At 37.2% G+C, this 20700-nt stretch carries 12 protein-coding genes; 1 reads left to right on the forward strand and 11 read right to left on the reverse strand.

Annotated features, from left to right (window positions below; all coding sequences use genetic code 11):
• Positions 1–54 precede the first annotated feature (54 nt).
• Positions 55–2322, reverse strand: a complete 2268-nt coding sequence (locus WNY98_RS08265; protein ID WP_342877616.1) for a DNA internalization-related competence protein ComEC/Rec2 — start codon at positions 2320–2322, stop codon at positions 55–57.
• Here WNY98_RS08265 and WNY98_RS08270 point away from each other — a divergent pair.
• Positions 2302–2808: a DUF2062 domain-containing protein gene (locus tag WNY98_RS08270; RefSeq protein WP_007586895.1), complete on the forward strand. Its 507-nt coding sequence runs from the start codon at positions 2302–2304 to the stop codon at positions 2806–2808. The two genes, WNY98_RS08265 and WNY98_RS08270, sit on opposite strands and share 21 nt — an antisense overlap.
• 119 nt (positions 2809–2927) lie before the next feature.
• Here the strand turns inward: WNY98_RS08270 and WNY98_RS08275 are convergent, their stop codons facing one another.
• The 10 genes from WNY98_RS08275 to WNY98_RS08320 form a co-directional block, all read right to left on the reverse strand.
• On the reverse strand, positions 2928–4673 hold the full coding sequence (locus WNY98_RS08275; RefSeq protein WP_342877617.1) for a DUF3466 family protein: 1746 nt from the start codon (positions 4671–4673) through the stop codon (positions 2928–2930).
• An 11-nt stretch (positions 4674–4684) separates the two neighbouring features.
• Positions 4685–6598, reverse strand: coding sequence for an ABC transporter ATP-binding protein (locus WNY98_RS08280; protein ID WP_342877618.1), 1914 nt, complete (start codon positions 6596–6598; stop codon positions 4685–4687).
• Between the two features lie 15 nt (positions 6599–6613).
• Positions 6614–6853 (reverse strand): glutaredoxin family protein, encoded by a 240-nt coding sequence (locus WNY98_RS08285; RefSeq protein ID WP_024599587.1) that lies wholly within the window; start codon positions 6851–6853, stop codon positions 6614–6616.
• Complete coding sequence (gene rlmKL / locus WNY98_RS08290) at positions 6846–8963, reverse strand: bifunctional 23S rRNA (guanine(2069)-N(7))-methyltransferase RlmK/23S rRNA (guanine(2445)-N(2))-methyltransferase RlmL (RefSeq protein ID WP_170070828.1); 2118 nt, start codon at positions 8961–8963, stop codon at positions 6846–6848. Before rlmKL ends, WNY98_RS08285 begins: the two co-directional genes overlap by 8 nt.
• A gap of 91 nt (positions 8964–9054) precedes the next feature.
• Positions 9055–9585 carry a cell division protein ZapC gene (locus WNY98_RS08295; protein ID WP_024599589.1) on the reverse strand — a complete coding sequence of 177 codons (531 nt, stop codon included), beginning with the start codon at positions 9583–9585 and terminating at the stop codon, positions 9055–9057.
• A 117-nt stretch (positions 9586–9702) separates the two neighbouring features.
• A complete protein-coding gene (gene pyrD / locus WNY98_RS08300) occupies positions 9703–10713 on the reverse strand; it encodes a quinone-dependent dihydroorotate dehydrogenase (RefSeq protein ID WP_342877619.1) in 1011 nt (336 codons plus the stop codon).
• A gap of 120 nt (positions 10714–10833) precedes the next feature.
• Positions 10834–15675 carry an NAD-glutamate dehydrogenase gene (locus tag WNY98_RS08305; RefSeq protein ID WP_076924580.1) on the reverse strand — a complete coding sequence of 1614 codons (4842 nt, stop codon included), beginning with the start codon at positions 15673–15675 and terminating at the stop codon, positions 10834–10836.
• Between the two features lie 208 nt (positions 15676–15883).
• The gene (locus tag WNY98_RS08310; RefSeq protein WP_342877620.1) at positions 15884–18205 is read right to left on the reverse strand and encodes an MMPL family transporter; all 2322 of its coding nucleotides are present in this window, start codon (positions 18203–18205) and stop codon (positions 15884–15886) included.
• Positions 18205–19200 (reverse strand): YCF48-related protein, encoded by a 996-nt coding sequence (locus WNY98_RS08315; protein WP_024599593.1) that lies wholly within the window; start codon positions 19198–19200, stop codon positions 18205–18207. The genes WNY98_RS08310 and WNY98_RS08315 overlap by 1 nt, the downstream gene beginning before the upstream one ends.
• Positions 19201–19331: 131 nt before the next feature.
• Positions 19332–20696: a DUF1329 domain-containing protein gene (locus WNY98_RS08320; RefSeq protein WP_170070824.1), complete on the reverse strand. Its 1365-nt coding sequence runs from the start codon at positions 20694–20696 to the stop codon at positions 19332–19334.
• Between the last annotated feature and the right edge of the window lie 4 nt (positions 20697–20700).

The raw sequence follows: 20700 nt of genomic DNA on the forward strand, positions 1-20700 counted from the left end.
CTCTAAATACAGTAACAACCTGTATTGTATCCTTCGATGAGATAAAACTAAACGTCAATCTTTGATAAACCAGTAACTTTCCTGCCCTCTTGCTGTTTCTATAGCCAAATTCTTTGCATAAAATTTAATACTAATTTGTCCTTCAACGCCTGTCGTAAATTGCTGAGCATTTATTTGGTTATACCGTTCGACGACAAGAGGCTTTGGGAATTCCCACTGCCCTTTATAGGCGCTTGAATGAATAACTACTTTAGGGGCTACGTTATTTATAAAATTAACACTTGAGGATGTATCGCTGCCGTGATGCGGACTTAACATTACTGTACTTTTTAACGATGTATTATCCGCTAATAACGATGCTTCACGCGCTTTTGATATATCACCGGTAAGTAAAACGCTATGAGTATTATCTGATACTCTAACAACGCATGAATCATCATTTTCATTTCCAAATCCTTTTGTACTAAAGCTTTGTATTTTTAATCCAGCAAAATCAATGTTTATAACTTCACATACACTATGTGTATTTTTAGGATGAAATTGTTGTAATGTTTCTCCAAAGCCAGCATCTATGAAATGCTGTAATCCTCCAGCGTGATCATTATCTTCATGACTTAGAATCGCCGTTTTCACTATTAAATTATTTGCTTTAATATAAGGCAATAAAATACTTCGCGTACGGCTAAAACGATTGAAATAACTGGGGCCAAAATCATAGATAAGCACTTGGTTATCTTTTTCAATTAAAGCCATAAGTCCATGTCCTACATCAAATACATGAAGTTGCCACTTAGATTTTTCTGTTAGCCAATAATTTAATAAAAGCGTCATTGCTGGAATAAAAGCGAGCCATTTATAAGGAAGAAAATAAATCATCAACATAATGATATAACTAAAAACGACAAATATTGAGTCAACTTTTCCAGTCGTTATCCATCTTAACGATTCTGGTATTTCATAAAGTAATTGAAATAATGCGTATAAACCAGTATCGAACAAATTTATTAAAATACTTATATCTAAAAAGATACTCAGTAATGTAAAAACAATTAAAAAAGGTAAGATAATGATTGAAAGCAGCGGTATAGCAATTAAGTTTATTATCAAACCCGCAATACTTATCCCATTAAAAAAATAGAGTGAAAGTGGCAATAAACCAATAAATAACGCTATTTGAATAATAAACAGTGAAATAACTTTATTTTTAATGCGAGTGTTTAATATTGGTAATTTATTAATAACAGTAAAAATTATACCAACCGCTAAAAATGAAAAGTAGAGACCTGGATTGAGTAAATTAAATGGATTAACAATAAGAACAATAACTAAAGCAAATAAAATGCTCCGCCAGCGCAGCGGTTGCTTAGCAAGAAAATACAATAATAAATAACAACCCAGCATTATAAGCGCTCGCGTTGCCGATACTAAAAAGTCACTTAAATACACATAAGCTAAGGCTGCTAAAAACCCGGATGAACTGTAATAAAGTGTAAGGTTGAATGATTGCCCAATCGAAAAATTAATTTTTGCAAAAATGAATCGAGTAACAAGATAACCGAAGCTAAAAATCAAACCAATATGTAACCCCGATATAGCAAGTAAATGACTTAACCCAAGAGATTGCATTAATTGTTTATCAGCGTAGCTCATCAACGATTTTTCACCGCTCAGCAATGCATAATAGAGCCACTGTAATTGTGTATCCGTATAAGTGTTTTTAAGGAAGTGTTGATAATCTAAAATTATGCTTTGTTTGTCGCTATTTATAATATTAAGATTTTTATTGAGCACTTTACCTTTAAATAATATTCTACTTATAAAAGCATAACGTTCATTATCAAATACATTAAAATTTTTATTACTACGAAAATATTTTAAATGAATTAAAGCAGAAAATTCATCACCTACTATTAAAGGCTGTGCAGAATTAACACTGAGCATTGCTTTGGGTGCTCTAAAGTTTGAAAAATGACTTTCTTCTAATGCCACTATTTTAACTTTAATATATTGAGGTTTTTTGTCAGAAATAACCTCTTCAACAATTAATGTAGAATCAAGTGCATACTTTTCATCCGGTTTTGGTATTTCAAAACTATAAAAAACGTAATAATGCATACCAACGAAGCAAATTGCACAAATAAAGCCTAACAATACGGTTAAAAACGGCTTAAAATAAGCGCTCACTATAACAATGAAAATTGTGAATACTGTAAATTCGAGAGTTTGATAATAAAATACGGTTGCTATACAGCCAATTACAAACCCAAGACTTATCCACACTGATGTAAATGGTTGCTTTAAATGGCTAAAAAAACGATCCAAAGATTTTTACCTGATCCAAATAAAATTAGACATCATAAATCACTAAGGATATTTGGACGCCTTTTACAAGATGCAAATCTTTGGCATTTAAATAGACGTTCTGCTCGGGGTGCATTTGCAGTCGGGTTATTTTTTGCTTTCATCCCTGTTCCTTTTCAAATGGTTTTAGCAGCAGCCGGCGCTATATTATTTAGGGTTAATTTACCTATCTCAGTTGCATTAGTATGGCTTACAAACCCTCTAACTATGCCACCTATTTTTTATGGCTCATACTTAGTCGGTACATTAATACTTAATCAGCCGGAGCAACACTTTGTATTTGAAGCAAGTTGGTCTTGGTTTCTAGAGAGCATAGAAACTATTGGTCCTGCGTTTTTACTCGGTTCATTAGTATGTGCTTCTATTGCATCAATTATCGGCTATTTTGGTATTGATATTATTTGGCGCCGTTCTGTCAAAAAGGCATGGTTATCGCGAAATAATTAGTAGCGTTAAAGCTAAATAATAATTATAAGATTCACGGCAATCCTAATCTTATAAAATATTATAGACGAAAAAAAACCAACTTTATTAAGTTGGTTTTTTATAATCAATATTAGTAAACTTTAAAAACGAAATATACGTCTTAAGCCAACTAATGGTAATAGCAATAATGTATACCAAGGAAAGCTAGCAGAGTTACGCTCATACACTTCTGCTTCTACTGGAGCACAATTTTCTACTTCACCATTTGCAATTGGCGTTAACTTAACTGCAACTGCAACACTCTCATATTCAATTTCGCCATTGATATCAGTTACAACACCGCCTAAAGAATCAAGTTTTTCAACTGTCTTAGTCGCAGTACCAAATATTTCATTATTTTCATTGATAGCTGTTGCTTCAACCATAGAATAAGCGTAATCAGTTTCGCCATCAGTGTCATAACAAGGCAGTAAATCGTTTAGATTAGTGATTTTATCTTCACCAATTTTGTAAATAAAGGCTTCTTTAAGTCGTGAGCTATCAGAAACACCCACTTCCCCTTCGCCTACAATATATCCTTGATTATTTATATCGTTGCCATAAGAACTTGAGCTTGAAAAATAATCAGTTGGAAAAACGGTATTACCTGTTTCGATGTCATGATAGAAGAATTTATTACGAAGAGTGCCTTCAATACGCTTAGTCGCATAACCTGTAATTACATCATTATCATTAATAGCGATTGATTTACCAGCCTGCCAATCGTCTTCTTGATTAATAAAGTCAGTGACTGCACCGTCTTTAAAATAAACTGGCATTGTAAGAATCGTATCATCATTTTTGTAATAACGCGTATTTGATGAACCTACAATTGTACCGTTGTTGTTCACTGCTAAAGCAGTACTCGTAAATGCGTCATCTTCCGTTTCACCTTCATCAGGTGTAAGTGCCATACCAAGCTCTTCAACAGAAATAATATTTAACGATTCATCAAGTTCCCATTTAACAGCACGCTTATTAAATAAGCCTCGTGAAATATTAGAATTTAATAAATTGATACACACTGACGTTGGTTCGTCTTCATTATCACAGTTATCATCAATATTATCTTGTCTGTCATCAGGAATACTTGTAGAGATATTACCGACTACAGTGTAACCACTATTAGTTTTGACAATATCGTTAGCACGGCTTGTTCCGCCGTATTCATTAAACTCTGGCTCTAACTCAACACTTATACTGCCATCAGCACTTATTACAATCCCACGTTCTATAAATTCGTGGGTAAACCACGTTTCTGCATCATCTTCACCATCAGGTGTAAAAGACACTTTATCGTAAGGAGCACCGCCCCAACCAACAGTAACGCCGTCTTCACTTACAGCATTAAAAAGGTTAATAGTTGAACGCGTTAAGCCATCATAATCAACAGATGCAACATCAAATAACGGTTGCTCTGTTACTTGTGTGTCATTGTACTTAATGCCAACTAATGAGCTTAATTTTTGATATTCAAAATTTGTAGAAATTGAAGATAAAAAACTAACCATGAAAGTATGTGCATCAGAATTAGTAAGTACTGCATCATTATTTTCAATGTCATCAAGTGTAAAAGTAATCTCTTTATCACTTAAATCAAATGCAGCCTCTGTATTATCGTAGCTATTTTCAATAATATTTTCGGTAAAATCTATATAGCTGATATCAATAGGTAAATTGTATAAACCATTTGCGAAACCAATAATATGCCCGCTTTCGCTTACATCTGTTACATAAGAATATTTAGCGTCTTCAAGAGTCCCTAATTCACTTAACTGGTACGTAGCACTTGTTGCTGAAGTGCTTAATGTCGCTAAAATACTGGCAGCGAGTAATTTATATTTCATTTTAGTCCTTACTACTGATTCTGTAATTCTTCAAGTTCTTCCCAGCGCTCAAGCGCAGCTTCAAGGTCAGACTCAAGTTGTGCCAAATGGTTCAATGCTTTAGTTGTTACATCACTCTCTTGTTTAAAAAAGTCTGAGTCACTAACTACAGCTTGTTGAGCTTCAATTTCAGCTTCTAGTTTTTCCATTTTATTCGGTAGTTGCTCTAATTCAAGTTTTAATTTGTAAGAGAGTTTATTAGTCTTAGCTGCTGGCTTGGCAACTGGAGCGACCACTTTTTCAGCTTTTTTTACTGGTTGTTGCTGAGTTTTTTTTTCTTGTTCAGCTAAGTAGTTAACGTAAGCCTCATAGTCGCTATAACCACCTACAATATCTGTAACTTTACCGTTACCTTCAAACGCCCATACACTTGAACATGTATTATCAATAAATTCACGGTCATGGCTTACAATCAGCACTGTACCTTGATATTGATTAATGATGTCCTCTAGTAACTCTAAAGTTTCAATGTCTAAGTCATTTGTTGGCTCATCGAGAACAAGTATATTAGACGGTTTTAAAAACAATTTAGCTAATAGTAATCTGTTTTTTTCACCACCAGAAAGTGCTTTAACAGGGGTTCGAGCACGTGCTGGCGGGAATAAAAAGTCTTGCAAATAACCTAAAACATGACGTGAGCGGCCGCCCATCATCACTTCTTGTTTACCTTCGGCGACGTTATCTTGAACTGTTGCTTCTTCATCAAGCTTTTCACGATATTGGTCAAAGTAAGCAAATTCTAAATTAACACCTTGCTTAGTTATACCGCTATCTGGTTCTAAATCACCAAACATTAGCTTTAATAGTGTTGTTTTACCAATACCATTTGGGCCTACTAAGCCGATTCTATCACCGCGCATTACAAGTGTAGAAAAATCATCAGCAATAACTTTGTCTTTAAATGCATGACAAAGATGTTGAGCTTCAAATACTAACTTGCCAGAGCGGTCTGCTGTTTCAATATTGAAATCAGTTTTACCAACTTGGTCAACACGTTGTTTGCGCTCGGTACGAAGCTGCTTTAACTCACGAACTCTACCTTCGTTACGCGTTCTACGTGCTTTAACACCTTGTCGAATCCACGTTTCTTCTTCGGCTAAGCGTTTATCAAACAATGCATTTTGAGCTTCTTCAACTTTCAGATCATGCGCTTTTTGTTCTAAATAAGTAGCGTAATCGCCTGGGTACGAAATAAGCTTACCACGGTCTAAATCTAAAATACGCGTAGCAACAGCACGAATAAACGCACGGTCATGCGAGATAAATACAATACCGCCTTTAAATTCTTTTAAAAACTGTTCAAGCCACATTACACTTGCCATGTCTAAATGGTTTGTTGGCTCATCTAGTAATAATAAATCAGGCTCACTTACAAGTGCACGTGCGAGTGCCACTTTACGTAACCAACCACCAGAAAGAGACTCAAGTTTAGCTTCTGGGGTTAGTTCTAATTGTGTCAAAACTAATTGAATGCGGCTATCAAAGCGCCAGCCATCAGCTGCTTCTAGTTGATTTGATAAACGTTCAAGTTTATTTAATAACTTATCGTTACACTCTGTTTGAAGCTCGTTACTAACATGATGAAAATCAATTAGTAAGTTTGCAATCTCAGGCATACCTTGTGCAACGTAATCAAATACGGTGCCGCTTGCACCTTTTGGTGGATCTTGCTCTAAGCGAGAAATTCGAATGCCACCTAGCTGATTTATTTCGCCATCATCTAAAACAACTTGTCCATCAAGTACTTTTAATAAAGTTGATTTACCTGCGCCATTTCTACCAACAACACACACTCTTTCGCCACTTTCTATAACGGCATCTGCTTTGTTAAGCAAAGCATGTGTACCAAAAGCAAGTTGTGCTTTTAAAATTCTAATTAAATCCATAGTTCTTATTTGCTCTTATTCTGCTTGTGCTAAAAATTCGCGCACAGAGTTTAAAGTAAAAGGCCAAAATAATTGCTCGCCTTTTTCACTTTTTAATACAGGAATAGTAATTTGATACTCAGCTATAAGCTGCTCATCAGTCATAATATCGATTAGTAATAACTCGCTAGTATCACAAAGTACCTCAGTGATAAGTTGCTCAGCTTGCTCGCACAAGTGGCAACCATCAGTGTGGTATAAAACCCAATTAGCCATGTGTGATTAGCCAGCTATTATGGATTTTTTTATTACGTTTAAAGTCTGGTGATAACGTTTTATCTGAAATATTAACGGCTTTTAAACCTAAACCAATCAGACCAACTTCATCTATAACAAACCCACGTTTGTTATTAGAGAAAATCAACGTACCCGATGGGCTTAAAATCTTTTTTACCCACGTTAATAATTTAATATGATCGCTCTGAACATCAAATGCATCTTTCATACGTTTTGAGTTTGAAAACGTTGGAGGATCTAAAAATATCAAATCGTATTGCGCTGTTGCGTGCTCTAACCATTTTAAACAATCTGCTTGTTCAAAGCGGTATCGTGTATTACTAATACCATTTAAATCAAAGTTATCTTGGCCCCATTTTAAGTAGGTCTTTGATAAATCAACTGTAGTAATGGCTTTAGCACCACCAAGAGCAGCATGTACAGAAGCTGTACCTGTGTATGCAAAAAGGTTTAAGAAACGTTTATCTTTAGCATTTTCCTGAATATAACGACGCATTAAGCGGTGGTCTAAAAACAAGCCTGTGTCTAAGTAGTCAAATAAATTAACTTTAAACTTAGCACCGAACTCTTCAACAACCATAGTACGGTTTTGTTTAGACATAGCGGTGTATTGATCTTCGCCCTTCTGCTTTTTACGTACTTTTACAGCAATGTTTTCAGGTGAAATTTCAAGCTGTTGAGCCGTTAAACTTATTACGTCTTGCAGACGCTTTTCTGATGTTTTTTCATCAATTTCTTTAGGCGCTGCATATTCAAAAATTACAGCAGAGTCCCCATAAATATCTACAGCAACATTGTATTCAGGGATATCCGCTTCATAGACGCGATAAGCATCTATTTTATTTTGTTTAAGCCAGTTTTTTAAGCCTTGCTTATTCTTTTTCAATCGATTTGCAAATGACGTTGAGCCTTCAAAATTAAGTGCTTTTTTATCATCTGTGGTCAAACTTACTTGCTTATCATCTAATTGATATAAGTTAAGTTCTACATCAAGCGGGCCATTCTTAAATTTATAACGCTTAAGGCGCACAAGTTTTAAAAGTTTAAATAAGCTCTCGTCCATACCAAGTAAGGCAAGTTTCCAGTGATTAAAGTGCTTTTTAAAGCCAACGCCTAAATTACGGTGTAAATCAACAAGCTCAGCCATAGAGCCAATACGCTCACCATATGGTAAGTTTGAAATTACAACACCCGGTAATTTTGCAACAGCTGTAAGTTTAGTTGCATCACTTTGCTTAAACTTAATCACGTCGTCAAGCTCGGCTCGTTTAGCATTATCAATTGCTTTACTTAATACTTGTTCATCGTAATCGTGGCCAATTAACCACAATTTAGGATCAGTAATATTAGCGAGTAACTCTTCTTTAAGCTCTTTAAACTTAGCGGCTCTAAAACTTGGTAAACGCTCAAAAGCAAAACCTTCACGGAATAATCCTGGTGCTTCGTTTCGCGCCATACCCGCAGCTTCTATCAAAATAGTACCCGCACCACAACATGGATCGAATAAAGGCTGTTTTACATTTTCAAGCCAGCCACTTCGCTTAATTAATGCAGCAGCTAAATGCTCTTTAATTGGCGCTTTACCTTGGCCTTGGCGGTAACCGCGTTCTGACAAACGAGGACCTGAATAGTCAATATACATCGATACGCCGTAACGATTTAATCGTGCAACTACGCGCACGTTCGCATCTTGCTTATCAACGTTAGGGCGTTGCTCGTATAAATCATTAAAATAATCAACAATCGCATCTTTGATTACAAGACCCGAAAATTGCGTGTTTTTTAATGAGTCATTGGTACCGTTGAAGTCAACAGCGAATGTTTGCGTAGGTCCAAACCATTCTTGCCAAGGTTGCGAGCGCGCAAAATTATACAAGCTATTTTTGTCATCTACGCCTTCTTTTTCTTCAATAAGCATAAGCACACGCGTTGCAAAACGAGTTGATAAACAAACCTTTTGCGCCAGTAATGAGTCAGCCTCAAAACGAACAGAACCAACAGTTTGCTTAGACACGGTTGCGCCAAGTTCTGTTAGTTCATCAACCAATAAATTTTCGATTCCGATAGAAGTAAGTGCGATAAATTGCAAAGTAATAACCCTTAATAGCTAATTGCGCAGGATTATAACATAGGTTGGGCGACAAACACGCCATAAAGACACGCTTAAGACTTAAATTTGGTTAGGCGGTTTGACTTTGATATTGCTGATTTAGGATGGGGTGTACTCGATTATTCAGAATACGGATTACTTCAAATTGCGCTAAAGATAAGTTTTCGTCTAATTTAAAGGTTTCACTTAAATTCAAACAAATAGATGCATCAGGACAATGCTCTACAATTAAAAAATCACCTGACTGCGCTTTAGATGTTAATTTAACTATTGCCTCTACACTTGGCTCTGTACCGGTGTATTCTTCAAAAAACCAGCTTTTTGCTAAAACGGGTTTTAAGTGGTATTTAACAGCAGTCGCATTTAATGATATTTGACAAATTTGAGCCGCAGACCACAATTCAAATCCATCTAGATAATTATAAACTTGCTCATAAAATGCAGCATCTTCTAGGCTAAAACGTGGATTTTTAAAAACAGAATCGGTGAGTTGTCTTAATTTGTAAGGCGTACATAATTGCATGTCGTCATTTAAATCAAGTAACAAACGGTTTTTATCAGGACAAGCAATCCACTGCCATTGCTTTGATGCTTGTAACATTTACTCCTCCTTGGGCATGTTGAATAATTATTGCTCACAGTATAACTGCTTTTGACCACTTTTAAAATGTTTGCTTAGAACATTTATCGAACGATCAAAAGCTTAGATAACTGATCCTTATAAGCCGTTAACGATCGACTTTACCAATTGTGGACCTTTGTAGATGAACCCAGTATAAACCTGAACTAAATTTGCGCCTGCATCTAACTTTTCTTTTGCAGATGTAGCATCATCAATACCGCCGACTCCGATGATTGGTAGCTTACCTTGTGTTAAGCGTTTTAGCTCACTTACTACCTCTGTAGAGCGCATTCTAACAGGGTGACCTGATAAACCGCCCGCCTCTTGTGCATATTGCTGCCCCATGACTGCGGCTCGCTCAAGCGTTGTGTTTGTGGCAATTACACCATCAATTTTATTATTTAAAAGTGACTCACTTACTTGCTCTATTTGTATTTGATCGAGATCCGGTGCAATTTTTACAAGCATAGGAACTTGCTTATTATGCTTTGCAATTAAATCTAACTGTTCATTTTTAAGACTTTGCAATAAATCATCAAGTGCAGCACCATATTGTAAATCACGAAGCCCTGGGGTATTTGGTGATGAAATATTTACCGTAATATATGAGGCATGCTCAAATACTTTACGCATACAATGAATGTAGTCATCTTTACCTTGCTCATTAGGTGTATCTTTATTTTTACCAATATTGATACCGAGTATGCCACTGTACTTTGCTGCTTTTACATTTTTGACTAAATTATCAACGCCTTTGTTATTAAAACCCATACGGTTAATAATAGCGTTTGATTCTGGTAATCTAAAAATACGCGGTTTCTCATTGCCCTCCTGAGGACGAGGCGTAACTGTGCCTACTTCAATAAAACCAAATCCCATTTGGCTAAATGCATCTATACATTCTGCATTTTTATCCAGGCCAGCGGCAAGCCCTACTGGATTTTTAAATTCAAGATCTAAAAAGTTTACGGGTTTATCTGAAACACTTTGTGACCAAGCTAGATTTAGAGGCGTATTAGCAAAACGACGAAGATTATTAAGTGCAAACTCATGCGCCCACTCCGCATCACGGGTAAACATAAAACGGCGAGCTAAATCATAAAACATCAATATAATCCTCTTTTTAAATTTCAGACAAAAAAATACCTCAGACAAGGCTGAGGTATTGTATAACAAATTTAACAATCAGTTATTTATTTACTAAACAAATAATAGATTAAAGCTAAATTATTTTCCTGATGTATCACAGTTGTGACTTAATAACATAAGTTCACGAAGTGCAACTGAGAACTTTGCAAAGTCGTGGCTTTGTGATGTTTTAAACTCAGCCAGCATTTGTTTCCAACGTTGAAGTAATAAATCTTGGCTATCCATCCACTGATCTATTTGACTATCAACATCACTCTCATCACCTTCAAAGCTATTTAAAACCACTTCAGATAACGTACGTTGCTGCCAATCAAGCTCCTCACGGTAAGATGAACGAGCAAGTGCTTGCCAATGATTTGCTACTGGTTGCTTAGTTATTTGCTCTAAGAACCAATGCAGACCCATTCTTGCGCCTAGTTTAAAGTAAGTATTCGATACCATCGAAATACTCTTACCTGAATTATTAGCAACTTCAGCTAAATCCATCACAGAGAATAAGCTTGATAATGAAACAATACGCTTAGCTATATCTGCAGGAACGCCGGCATCAATTAACTTATTGGCTTCAATTACAATGCGGTCATTTTCTTTTTCAATCATGTATGTATTTAAGTTATCACTTAAATCTTTAAATGTTGGCGCAAAGAATTCAATTCCTTGTTCAATCGTTTGTGACTTATTACGATGACGTAAGAACCAACGCGTAGTACGGCGAACAGTACGACGAAGTTGGTAAAGCATTTCAGTTTGTACCGCTGCTGGTATTTTATTATCCAGTGCGCTGATAGAAGACCATGTATCACGCATTTCAAATATTTCGCTAGCAATTGAGTAACACATTGCAATTTCAGCTTCGTTTGCACCGGTTTCTTCATGCATACGTACCATGAAGTTTAAACCCATATCATTAACGATACTGTTAGCAAGTTTAGTTGCAATAATTTCTTTACGAAGTGGATGGTTGTTCATCGCATCGTTAAACTTCTCACGAAGAGGACGTGGGAATGACTTCACAAGTAATTGGCGATAGTAAGGGTTTTCAGTAATTTCATCACTTACTAAAGACTCTTTTAATACCATTTTTGCGTAAGACACTAGCACTGAAAGCTCAGGGCGAGTTAAGTCCTTACCAGCGGCTGCACGTTCTGCCAATTCTTCATCACTTGGAATGAACTCAATAGCACGGTTTAACTTGCCATCTTTTTCAAGTGCATGAATAAAGCGAATCTTTTCTTTAAGCGTTGAAGTACCTTTAGACTGCGTAATTGAAATAGTATGTGTTTGACGATAACAATCTTTTAATACTAACTCAGATACCTCGTCTGTCATTGAGTAAAGTAGCTCATCACGTTGTTTACGTGTTAAGTCACCTTCAGCAACCAAGCCATTAAGTAAAATCTTAATGTTAACTTCGTTATCTGAACAAGCAACGCCCCCTACGTTATCAATAAAGTCTGTATTAACACGACCACCCTTAGCTGCAAATTCAACACGACCTAATTGAGTTGCTCCTAAGTTACCGCCCTCACCAATTATTTTAGCGCCTAAATCTCTACCATTGATACGTAGTGCATCGTTTGCACGATCCCCTACATCTGCATCAGTTTCTTTAGAGTTTTTAATGTATGTACCAATACCGCCATTCCACAGTAAATCGAACTCCATCATCAATGAAGCTTTCATTAACTCATTTGGGGTCATACTTGCTTTTTTAGTGCCCAACATTTTTTTCATTTCTGGGCTAAGCGTAATTGATTTAGCAGCACGAGAGAAAACACCACCACCGGCAGAAATTAACTCTTTGTTGTAATCTTCCCAAGATGAACGCGGCATGTTAAATAAACGTTCGCGCTCTGGATAAGAAGTAGCAGCATCTGGGTTCGGATCAACAAAAATGTGCATATGGTTAAAGGCAACTTGTAAACGAATATGCTTAGATAACAACATGCCATTACCAAATACGTCACCCGCCATGTCGCCAATAGCTACCACTGTAAAGTCAGTCGTTTGACAATCGATATCCATTTCACGGAAATGTCGTTTAACTGACTCCCATGCGCCTTTAGCTGTAATACCCATTTTCTTGTGATCGTAACCAACCGAGCCACCTGAAGCAAATGCATCGCCAAGCCAGAAATTGTATTCATTAGCTATGCCATTTGCGATATCAGAGAAAGTAGCAGTTCCTTTATCGGCTGCAACCACTAAGTAAGCATCATCTTCATCGTGGCGAACAACATCACGAGCTGGCACTATTTCACCGCGTTCAATGTTATCTGTAATATCCAAAAGACCACGGATAAAGATTTTATAACACTCTTGGCCTTCTTTAATAAACGCTTCACGCTCACTAGGTAATTGCTTACATACAAAGCCACCTTTAGAACCAACAGGTACAATTACTGTATTTTTAACTTGTTGCGCTTTAACTAAGCCAAGTACTTCAGTACGGAAGTCTTCACGACGGTCAGACCAACGCAAGCCACCACGCGCTACTTTACCGTAACGTAAATGCACACCTTCTACGCGCGGAGAATAAACAAAAATCTCAAACGCTGGAAGAGGAAGCGGTACATCAGGAATTAAGCTTGGTTGTATTTTAAATGATACATACGACTTAAACTGACCTGCATCATCTTTTTGGAAATAGTTAGTACGAAGCGTTGCAACAATCATATCGACGTATAAACGAATAATACGGTCGTCATCTAGGTTTGCTACATTTTCAAGCTCTAAATAGATTTGTGTGCTTAGCTTCTCAAGTGTTTTGGCACTTGCTGGGCTCTTAATTGAGAACTTTTTAGCAAATAAATTAACAATTTGCGCAGCAATATTTGGATAGTTAGCAAATGTGCTTTCAATGTAAGTCTGAGAGAACGTAACACCGATTTGACGCATATACTTAGCATAAGCACGTAAAATAGAGGCTTCTCGGCCAGTTAGACCACCCATTAATACTAAACGGTTAAAACCATCGTTTTCAAGGCGGTTGCCCCAAACATTTGTTAATGCAGCGCGAAAACGTGCTGAAATCTTATCAAAATCAGCCATCCCTTTGCTATCAATAAGCATCGAGAAGTCCATGATCCAATTAATACGACCATCGCTTGTTTTAACTGAATAAGGCGTTTCGCCCACAACGCGCAGACCAAAGTTTTCAAGCATTGGCATAACATCAGATAAGTGAATTGGTTCGTCTTTATGAAATAAGCTTAATCGTACAATATTGCTATTAGCTTCTTCTTGAGGACGGTAGAAAAGCATTTCTAGTTTGTTTTCATCACTAAGTAATTCTAACTTTTCGATATCAACAACCGCAGCACTTGGAAGCACTTCATCTTTGTATGAGCGTGCAAACGCATTACAGTATTTACGATTTAAATCGTTACCACGTGCTTCGCCCGCAGATTCTAAAAGTGCAGATTGAAGTTTATCTTCCCACGTACGTGCAGCTTCTACTAAATTGTTTTCGATATCTTTCACGTTATATTCGATCTTGTTGTCGGTCACACGAACGGTGTAATGAGTACGCGCAAGTGTTGACTCAGAGAAATAAGTAGTAAATTCGACTTTATCGTCAGAATTAAATGCATTGGCTAATATATCTTGCGTTTCACGACGAAGTGCCGTGTTATAGCGCTCGCGAGGTACATAAACCATGCAAGATAAGAAGCGACCATACGCATCTTTACGTACAAATAAGCGACACATATCGCGCTCTTGTACTTGTAACACACCCATAGCAACTTCAAGTAGCTCACTTTCGCGCGCTTGAACAAGCTCATCACGTGGGTAGGTTTCTAAAATATTTAAAACAGCTTTGTAAGCATGCGTGCCTTTAGCAAAATCACACATTTCCATGATGCGATTAATTTTACTTTTTAATACTGGCACATCAGTAGCACTGTTATTGTAAAAGCTTGATGAGAACAAACCAATAAAGCGGTCTTCACCAATTACATTGCCTTCGTCGTCAAAACGCTTAATACCTACATAATCAATGTAGGCTGGACGGTGAACGCGAGAAACAGAGTTAGTTTTTGTTAGGATCAGTAGGTTGCTACTACGTGCTTCTTGGCGAGCAACCTCTGGTAATTCTGATAGTAATCGTGTGTGTTCTTCAGTAGAGTTTTTCATCAAGCCAAGGCTTGATTCCATTTTACCTTTTAATTGGTAATCACCTTGAACTGGGCTTAGCTCATATTCACGGTAACCCATTAGGGTAAAGTTATCTTTAGCTAACCAATCTAAAAACTCAGTTGTTTCTGAAACTTCTTCTTTCGTTTTATTATGATGACGCTTGGGTAACTCTTTAGTTACTGCCATCAATTTTTTACGGATTGGCTGCCAATCATCAACAGCAACCGACACATCAACAAGAACTGATTCTAACTCTTTTTTGAAAGACTCAATCACAGAAGAATCTGTTTGACGGTCGATTTCAATAAAGAATACTGTTTTAGTAGATGAAGATTCTTGTTCTGCTTTTAAATTTGATAAACCAGAAATTTTAGCGTTTTCATCGCGCTTAATTTTTAATGGGCAGTGAAGTAATAAGTGAGAGGCGATATTTTCACGTGTCATGGCCATACGTACAGAATCAACTAAAAACGGCATGTCTTTAGTAATAATTTCTACAATTGTATGCGATGACTGCCAGCCATCTTTTGCCACTTCAGGGTTGAAAACGCGAATAACAGCGTCGTCGGTAGTATTTTTTTCTAGCGAGTTCCAAAGGCTTAATGCTGCGCCGTATAGGTCACTATCGTTGCGGTTTGCCAAATCCTCTTTAGACATATTGCTGTACAAGGCTTTGGCGAATTTCTCAACGAGTAACACATTATCAGCGCGAACTTTTTTCTGGATCAGCTTACAGACATTATCTAGGATAACCGAGGCTTGGCCTTCATTTCGTGTCATTGTATGTTCCTTAATCTATTACTGCTCAGGAGCAGGAATTTGTACAGCTATTCATTAGCGTGGAGTCAATTAAATTCTAACCCTTTTACAGCTAATAAACAGCCTTTTCGATGAAAACATTTTAAGCATTTCAGCTATTTGGTCATCTATTCACAAATTGTAGATATAAATGGCCTTTACAGGCCATTTAGGAGCAAAATTATTCACATTATTTTTTCTGGTCAGTCCAGAGAAGACTACCAATAGCAGGTAATAACAACACGGCACCTAACATATTCACTAAAAACATGAAGGTTAACAGTATACCCATATCAACTTGGAATTTAAGATCTGAGAATATCCAGGTACTCACACCAATAGCTAATGTTATACCGGTAAATAGAACCGCACTTCCACGTTCAACAAGCGCATTTCGATAAGCAACACTCAATGGTACATTTTGCTTAAGCTGCCCCATCATCGACGACAGTATATAAATACCATAATCAACCCCAATACCCACACCTAAAGCAATAACTGGTAAAGTAGAAACGGTTAAGCCTATTTCTAATTGCACCATAAGTGCTTGTGCAAGCGTTGATACGATATAAAGCGGTAATACTACGGCAATCGTTGCTTTTACGCTTTTAAAGCTCATTAAGCATAAAATAATAACAGCACCATAAACGTAAAGCATCATTGGTATTTGCGCTTCTGAGACAGACTCATTAGTAGCTGCCATTACGCCAACAGGTCCTGACGCTAATTTAAATGCTAATTTATCAGTGCCCTCTTCTTGTGCAAATTGCTTAACACTCTTAATTACAGTATCGATAGTTTGTGCTTTATGATCATCTAAAAATATAATCACTGGCATAACTGAACAATCACCGTTAAGTAAACCTGTACTCGTTTCAACTCTAGATGTTGACTGTACTAAGCTTGCTGAATTTCGTGGCAAACTTTGCCACTTCAGATTGCCTTCGTTGTAGCCTGCGTTAACCGATTGAGCTACAGAGCTCAAACTTACAGCAGACTGTACACCGGCCACATTCTCTACTTTGTATTGGAAACGGCTTATTCGCTCCATCACACTATGCTCAGTACATGCAGCAGGATATGCTTCTACAATTACCTTTAAGATATCAGACGAGATAGTATATTTATCAGATATTAAGAATGTATCTTGATTATAGCGCGCATCTTGATGCAGAGATGGCGCCCCTGCGTGTAAATCACCTATACGCATTTTATCTGCTTGCCAGTAACCTAAAGCAAATAAAACAAGTGTAAAACCAATAATCATTTTAGCTACTTTAGGATCTGTTGCTTTTACAAGAAGGTCTCGAATTTTATCAAGCATGTTAGGCTTAGTAGCATCACCAGATTGAATATGTACACTGTTCTCAAAGTTCATGTACGAAGCCCAAACTGGTAGTAAAATTAAATTAGTAAATATAATTACTGCCACACCTAAACTCGCTGTAATGGCAAGTTCGCGAATAATACCAATATCGATGGTAAGTAATGTTAAAAAACCGACAGTGTCTGAAAGTAGTGCTATACCACCTGGGACCAATAAAGCCCTAAAACTTGACTGACAGCAAATACGTGTTGTTTTACCTTCACCGACTTTTTTACCAATCGCATTTATCATTTGCACACCATGGCTTACACCAATAGCAAATACTAAAAACGGTACCAAAATAGACATAGGGTCTAGGCCAAAACCTAAACTTGAAAGCAGACCTAATTGCCAAATAACAGCAATGATAGAACACGCGATAGGCAAAATGGTCAGCTTTAAACTGCCACAAAATAGCCAAACCATAATAAAGGTAAAGGCGATAGCAATGGCAAAAAATACGACCACCCCTTTAGCGCCTTCTGCTATATCACCGGCCATTTTTGCAAAGCCAATAATATGGATGCTTACTTTTTCTGTACTTAGAGGCTCTCTTAAATCACTTTCTAGCTTTTGCGCAAAAGCTAATGTGTCTAACTTTTGTTGTGTTTGTGGATCTGTTTCTAAAAGTTGAGCTGTTACCATTGCGCACGAGTAATCGCTGGCAATCATACGTCCTACAACTTTTGCTTTTTCGATATTTTCTTTTACAACACCTAAGCCACGTTTGTCAGCTTTAAAATTAGCAGGAATAATAGGACCGCCTGCAAAGCCATCCTCGACTACTTCAACAAAACGAGCACTGGGTGAAAATATAGAGTTAACTAATGGACGATTTACACCTGGAATAAAATAAAGCTGATCGTGGACCGCTTTTAACTGAGTAAAGAATTCTGGATTAAATATATCACCGCTGTCATCACACACTGAAATCAAAATACTGTTTGCACCACCAAACTGTTTTTCATGCTTAGTGTATACTTTCATATAGTCGTGATTTAACGGGATGTTTTTATTAAACGAGGCATCTAATTGAATTTGAGTTGCTTTGAATACAAGTAAACACGTTATAAGCGCAAAACTTATAAGCATAATTAAGCGATGTCTAAAAATCGCCTTTTCAATAAAATCGAGTAACTTATGCATTAAGGGGTTAACTCCTTCACTTTAATGCCATCTTCTGTAGCCATGATTAGTTTGTTATTTAAAATCACGCCATCTAAAATTGCTTTACCATCGGCTAACTGCTCATGGGTGAGTAACCCATCTTGAAGATGAAAAATAACGCCACTATTGGCGAGCATGAGCCATTGTTTATTATTGTAATTAATGATGTTGTTGATCGTCGCAGTTTTTACATTTTCGAAATGCTGCCACTGCTGTTCACCATTTTGCTTCGCAAAAACATTGCCACGAAGCCCTGCCACAATTTCTTGTGTGCTATCTGATGCAACCGCAAAAAATGAACCAGGGTAAATTTCCTCTATCCTTTGCCAAGTTTCACCATCATCAATGCTCCTGGCCATTAACCCCATTTCACCAACCAACATTAATCCGTTATCTGTTATTTCGATTCGATTAAAGTGCGGTAAAATTGAAGCTGTTTCTGCTTCATACCCTTCGGGGTCGTTTTCTTTTAAATCGTTTAAATAATCTCTATCATCACTGAATAGTAACGAATCTAAAAAGCGCTTTTGCCAATGTTTGCCACCATCGCTAGTTTGGTAAAACATACCATAAGCGCCCACTGCAAAACCTTTCAAGTCATCTTCAAATAGAATATCTAAACATGGTTTGTCTAATTCTGGTTGTGCTTGTTGTAATTGCCAATTAATACCACCGTCAGTAGTATTTATTATTGTTGCATCGTGGCCACATGCCCAGCCATTATTTTCATCGCTAAAGTCAACAGCTGTTAATAGCACTTGAGTCGGTACAAGTTCAGCTTGTTGCCATTTATTACCTGTTTCACTTTTAATAACAGTACCATGTTTGCCTACTGCAATTAGCCCGTTACCTGTGTTTGTTATATCAGTAAGTAGGGTTTTATCTGCATTAATTGCACTGATTGCGTTTTCAGGAACATCCTGGGCAACACCCGCACCGCTTATGATCAGGCTGGCATATACTAAATACTTCATAATTTTAATCGCCTTGAACGAGAGAATTGTTTGTCTTTATATACTGAGGAAAGCGTTGCGCGATTTGGTATAAGACAAACGCGATGTGAAAGGAAAAGGCACTTAACATAAGTTAAGTGCCTTACTTCTAACTATCTACCTGCGCGACGTAATGCGCTTGACGTAAATTCGTTATCATTAAACGATTGTGAAAAATCGTACATTTTTTCTTGGTTATCTAAACCAATTGCTAAATAACGACGTGAATTTAAATCATGATAAACTTCAAGCGTACTCCACTGAGTAGGTACTTCGTAATAGTTAAGGCCATAAGCCATTGCTACACGGTAAAGTTGGTCGCGGTTATCATAAATATCCGTAACCTGTACTTGCCAGCTATCTTCATCAATGTAAAACACACGTTTTTTATAGATATGGCGTGTATCGTCTTTTAAGTTAGCTTCAACAACCCAAACACGGTGTTTTTCGTAACGTGTATGTTCTGGATTGATATGACCAGGCATTAAAATATCATCGTACTCTAGCTTATCACTATGAAGTTTATAGCTGTTGTAAGGTATATATAACTCTTGCTTACCTTTTAGCGTCCAATTGTAACGATTTGGCGAGCCATTAAACATATCAAAGTCATCGGTAGTGCGCAGGCTATCGGCTGCTGTGCCTGGTGCATCATATGCAACATTAGGTGCACGACGAACGCGACGTTGTCCCGAGTTATAAGTCCATGCTTGGCGCGGCGTTAATATTTGGTCCATCGTTTCATGAACTAATAACGCAGTACCCGCTAAACGCGCAGGCTCTGTAACGCTCTGTTTAAACTTAAACAAAATATTTGAGTCTTGAAGCTCCGCAGGTGTTGCACTAGGGTCTGAGTATTTAACTAATAACTGCTCATCAAAACCAACATAGTTATAAGAACCAGATGCAGTCGGTGCGGCTTGACCACCAAAACGCTCAATAGATTGGCCACGGTAACGTAATAAGTGATTCCAAATTGCCTCTAAACCAGTTTTAGGAATAGGGAAAGGAATGCCAATCGCTGTATTTTTAATACCATTACCGCCTTCAATTAATTCAGCAGTAGGTGCAAACTTTTTAGTCGCGTCATAAACAAACTGAGGGTACGAAGCTGAGCGGCGTGTTTCATACACTGGCATTTTAAATGTGTCCGGGTATGCTTCAAATAAAGCAATTTGACCCGGGCTTAGATTGGCTTTGTACTTTTCAATATTACTTTTATCGATAGTAAAAAGTACTTTATCAGCTGTAAATGGGTCAAGGTGATGCATACCAGCTTCATAACCTGCAGGAGCTGCTGTAATGCCGTTATTCCAAGCTGGAATAGAACCATCAGCATTAGCTGCTTTTTCTGCACCCATTGGCGTTAAGTTTTGACCTAATTGAGCAACTTCATCAGCGCTTAATTTAGCTAAAGCTGCGCTACTTGCAAACAAGCTACAAAATGCTGTAGCGATGAGGGTAGGTTTTTTAATCATAGTA

It is taken from the genome of Pseudoalteromonas sp. AS71 (assembly GCF_038900275.1).
GTDB lineage: Bacteria > Pseudomonadota > Gammaproteobacteria > Enterobacterales > Alteromonadaceae > Pseudoalteromonas.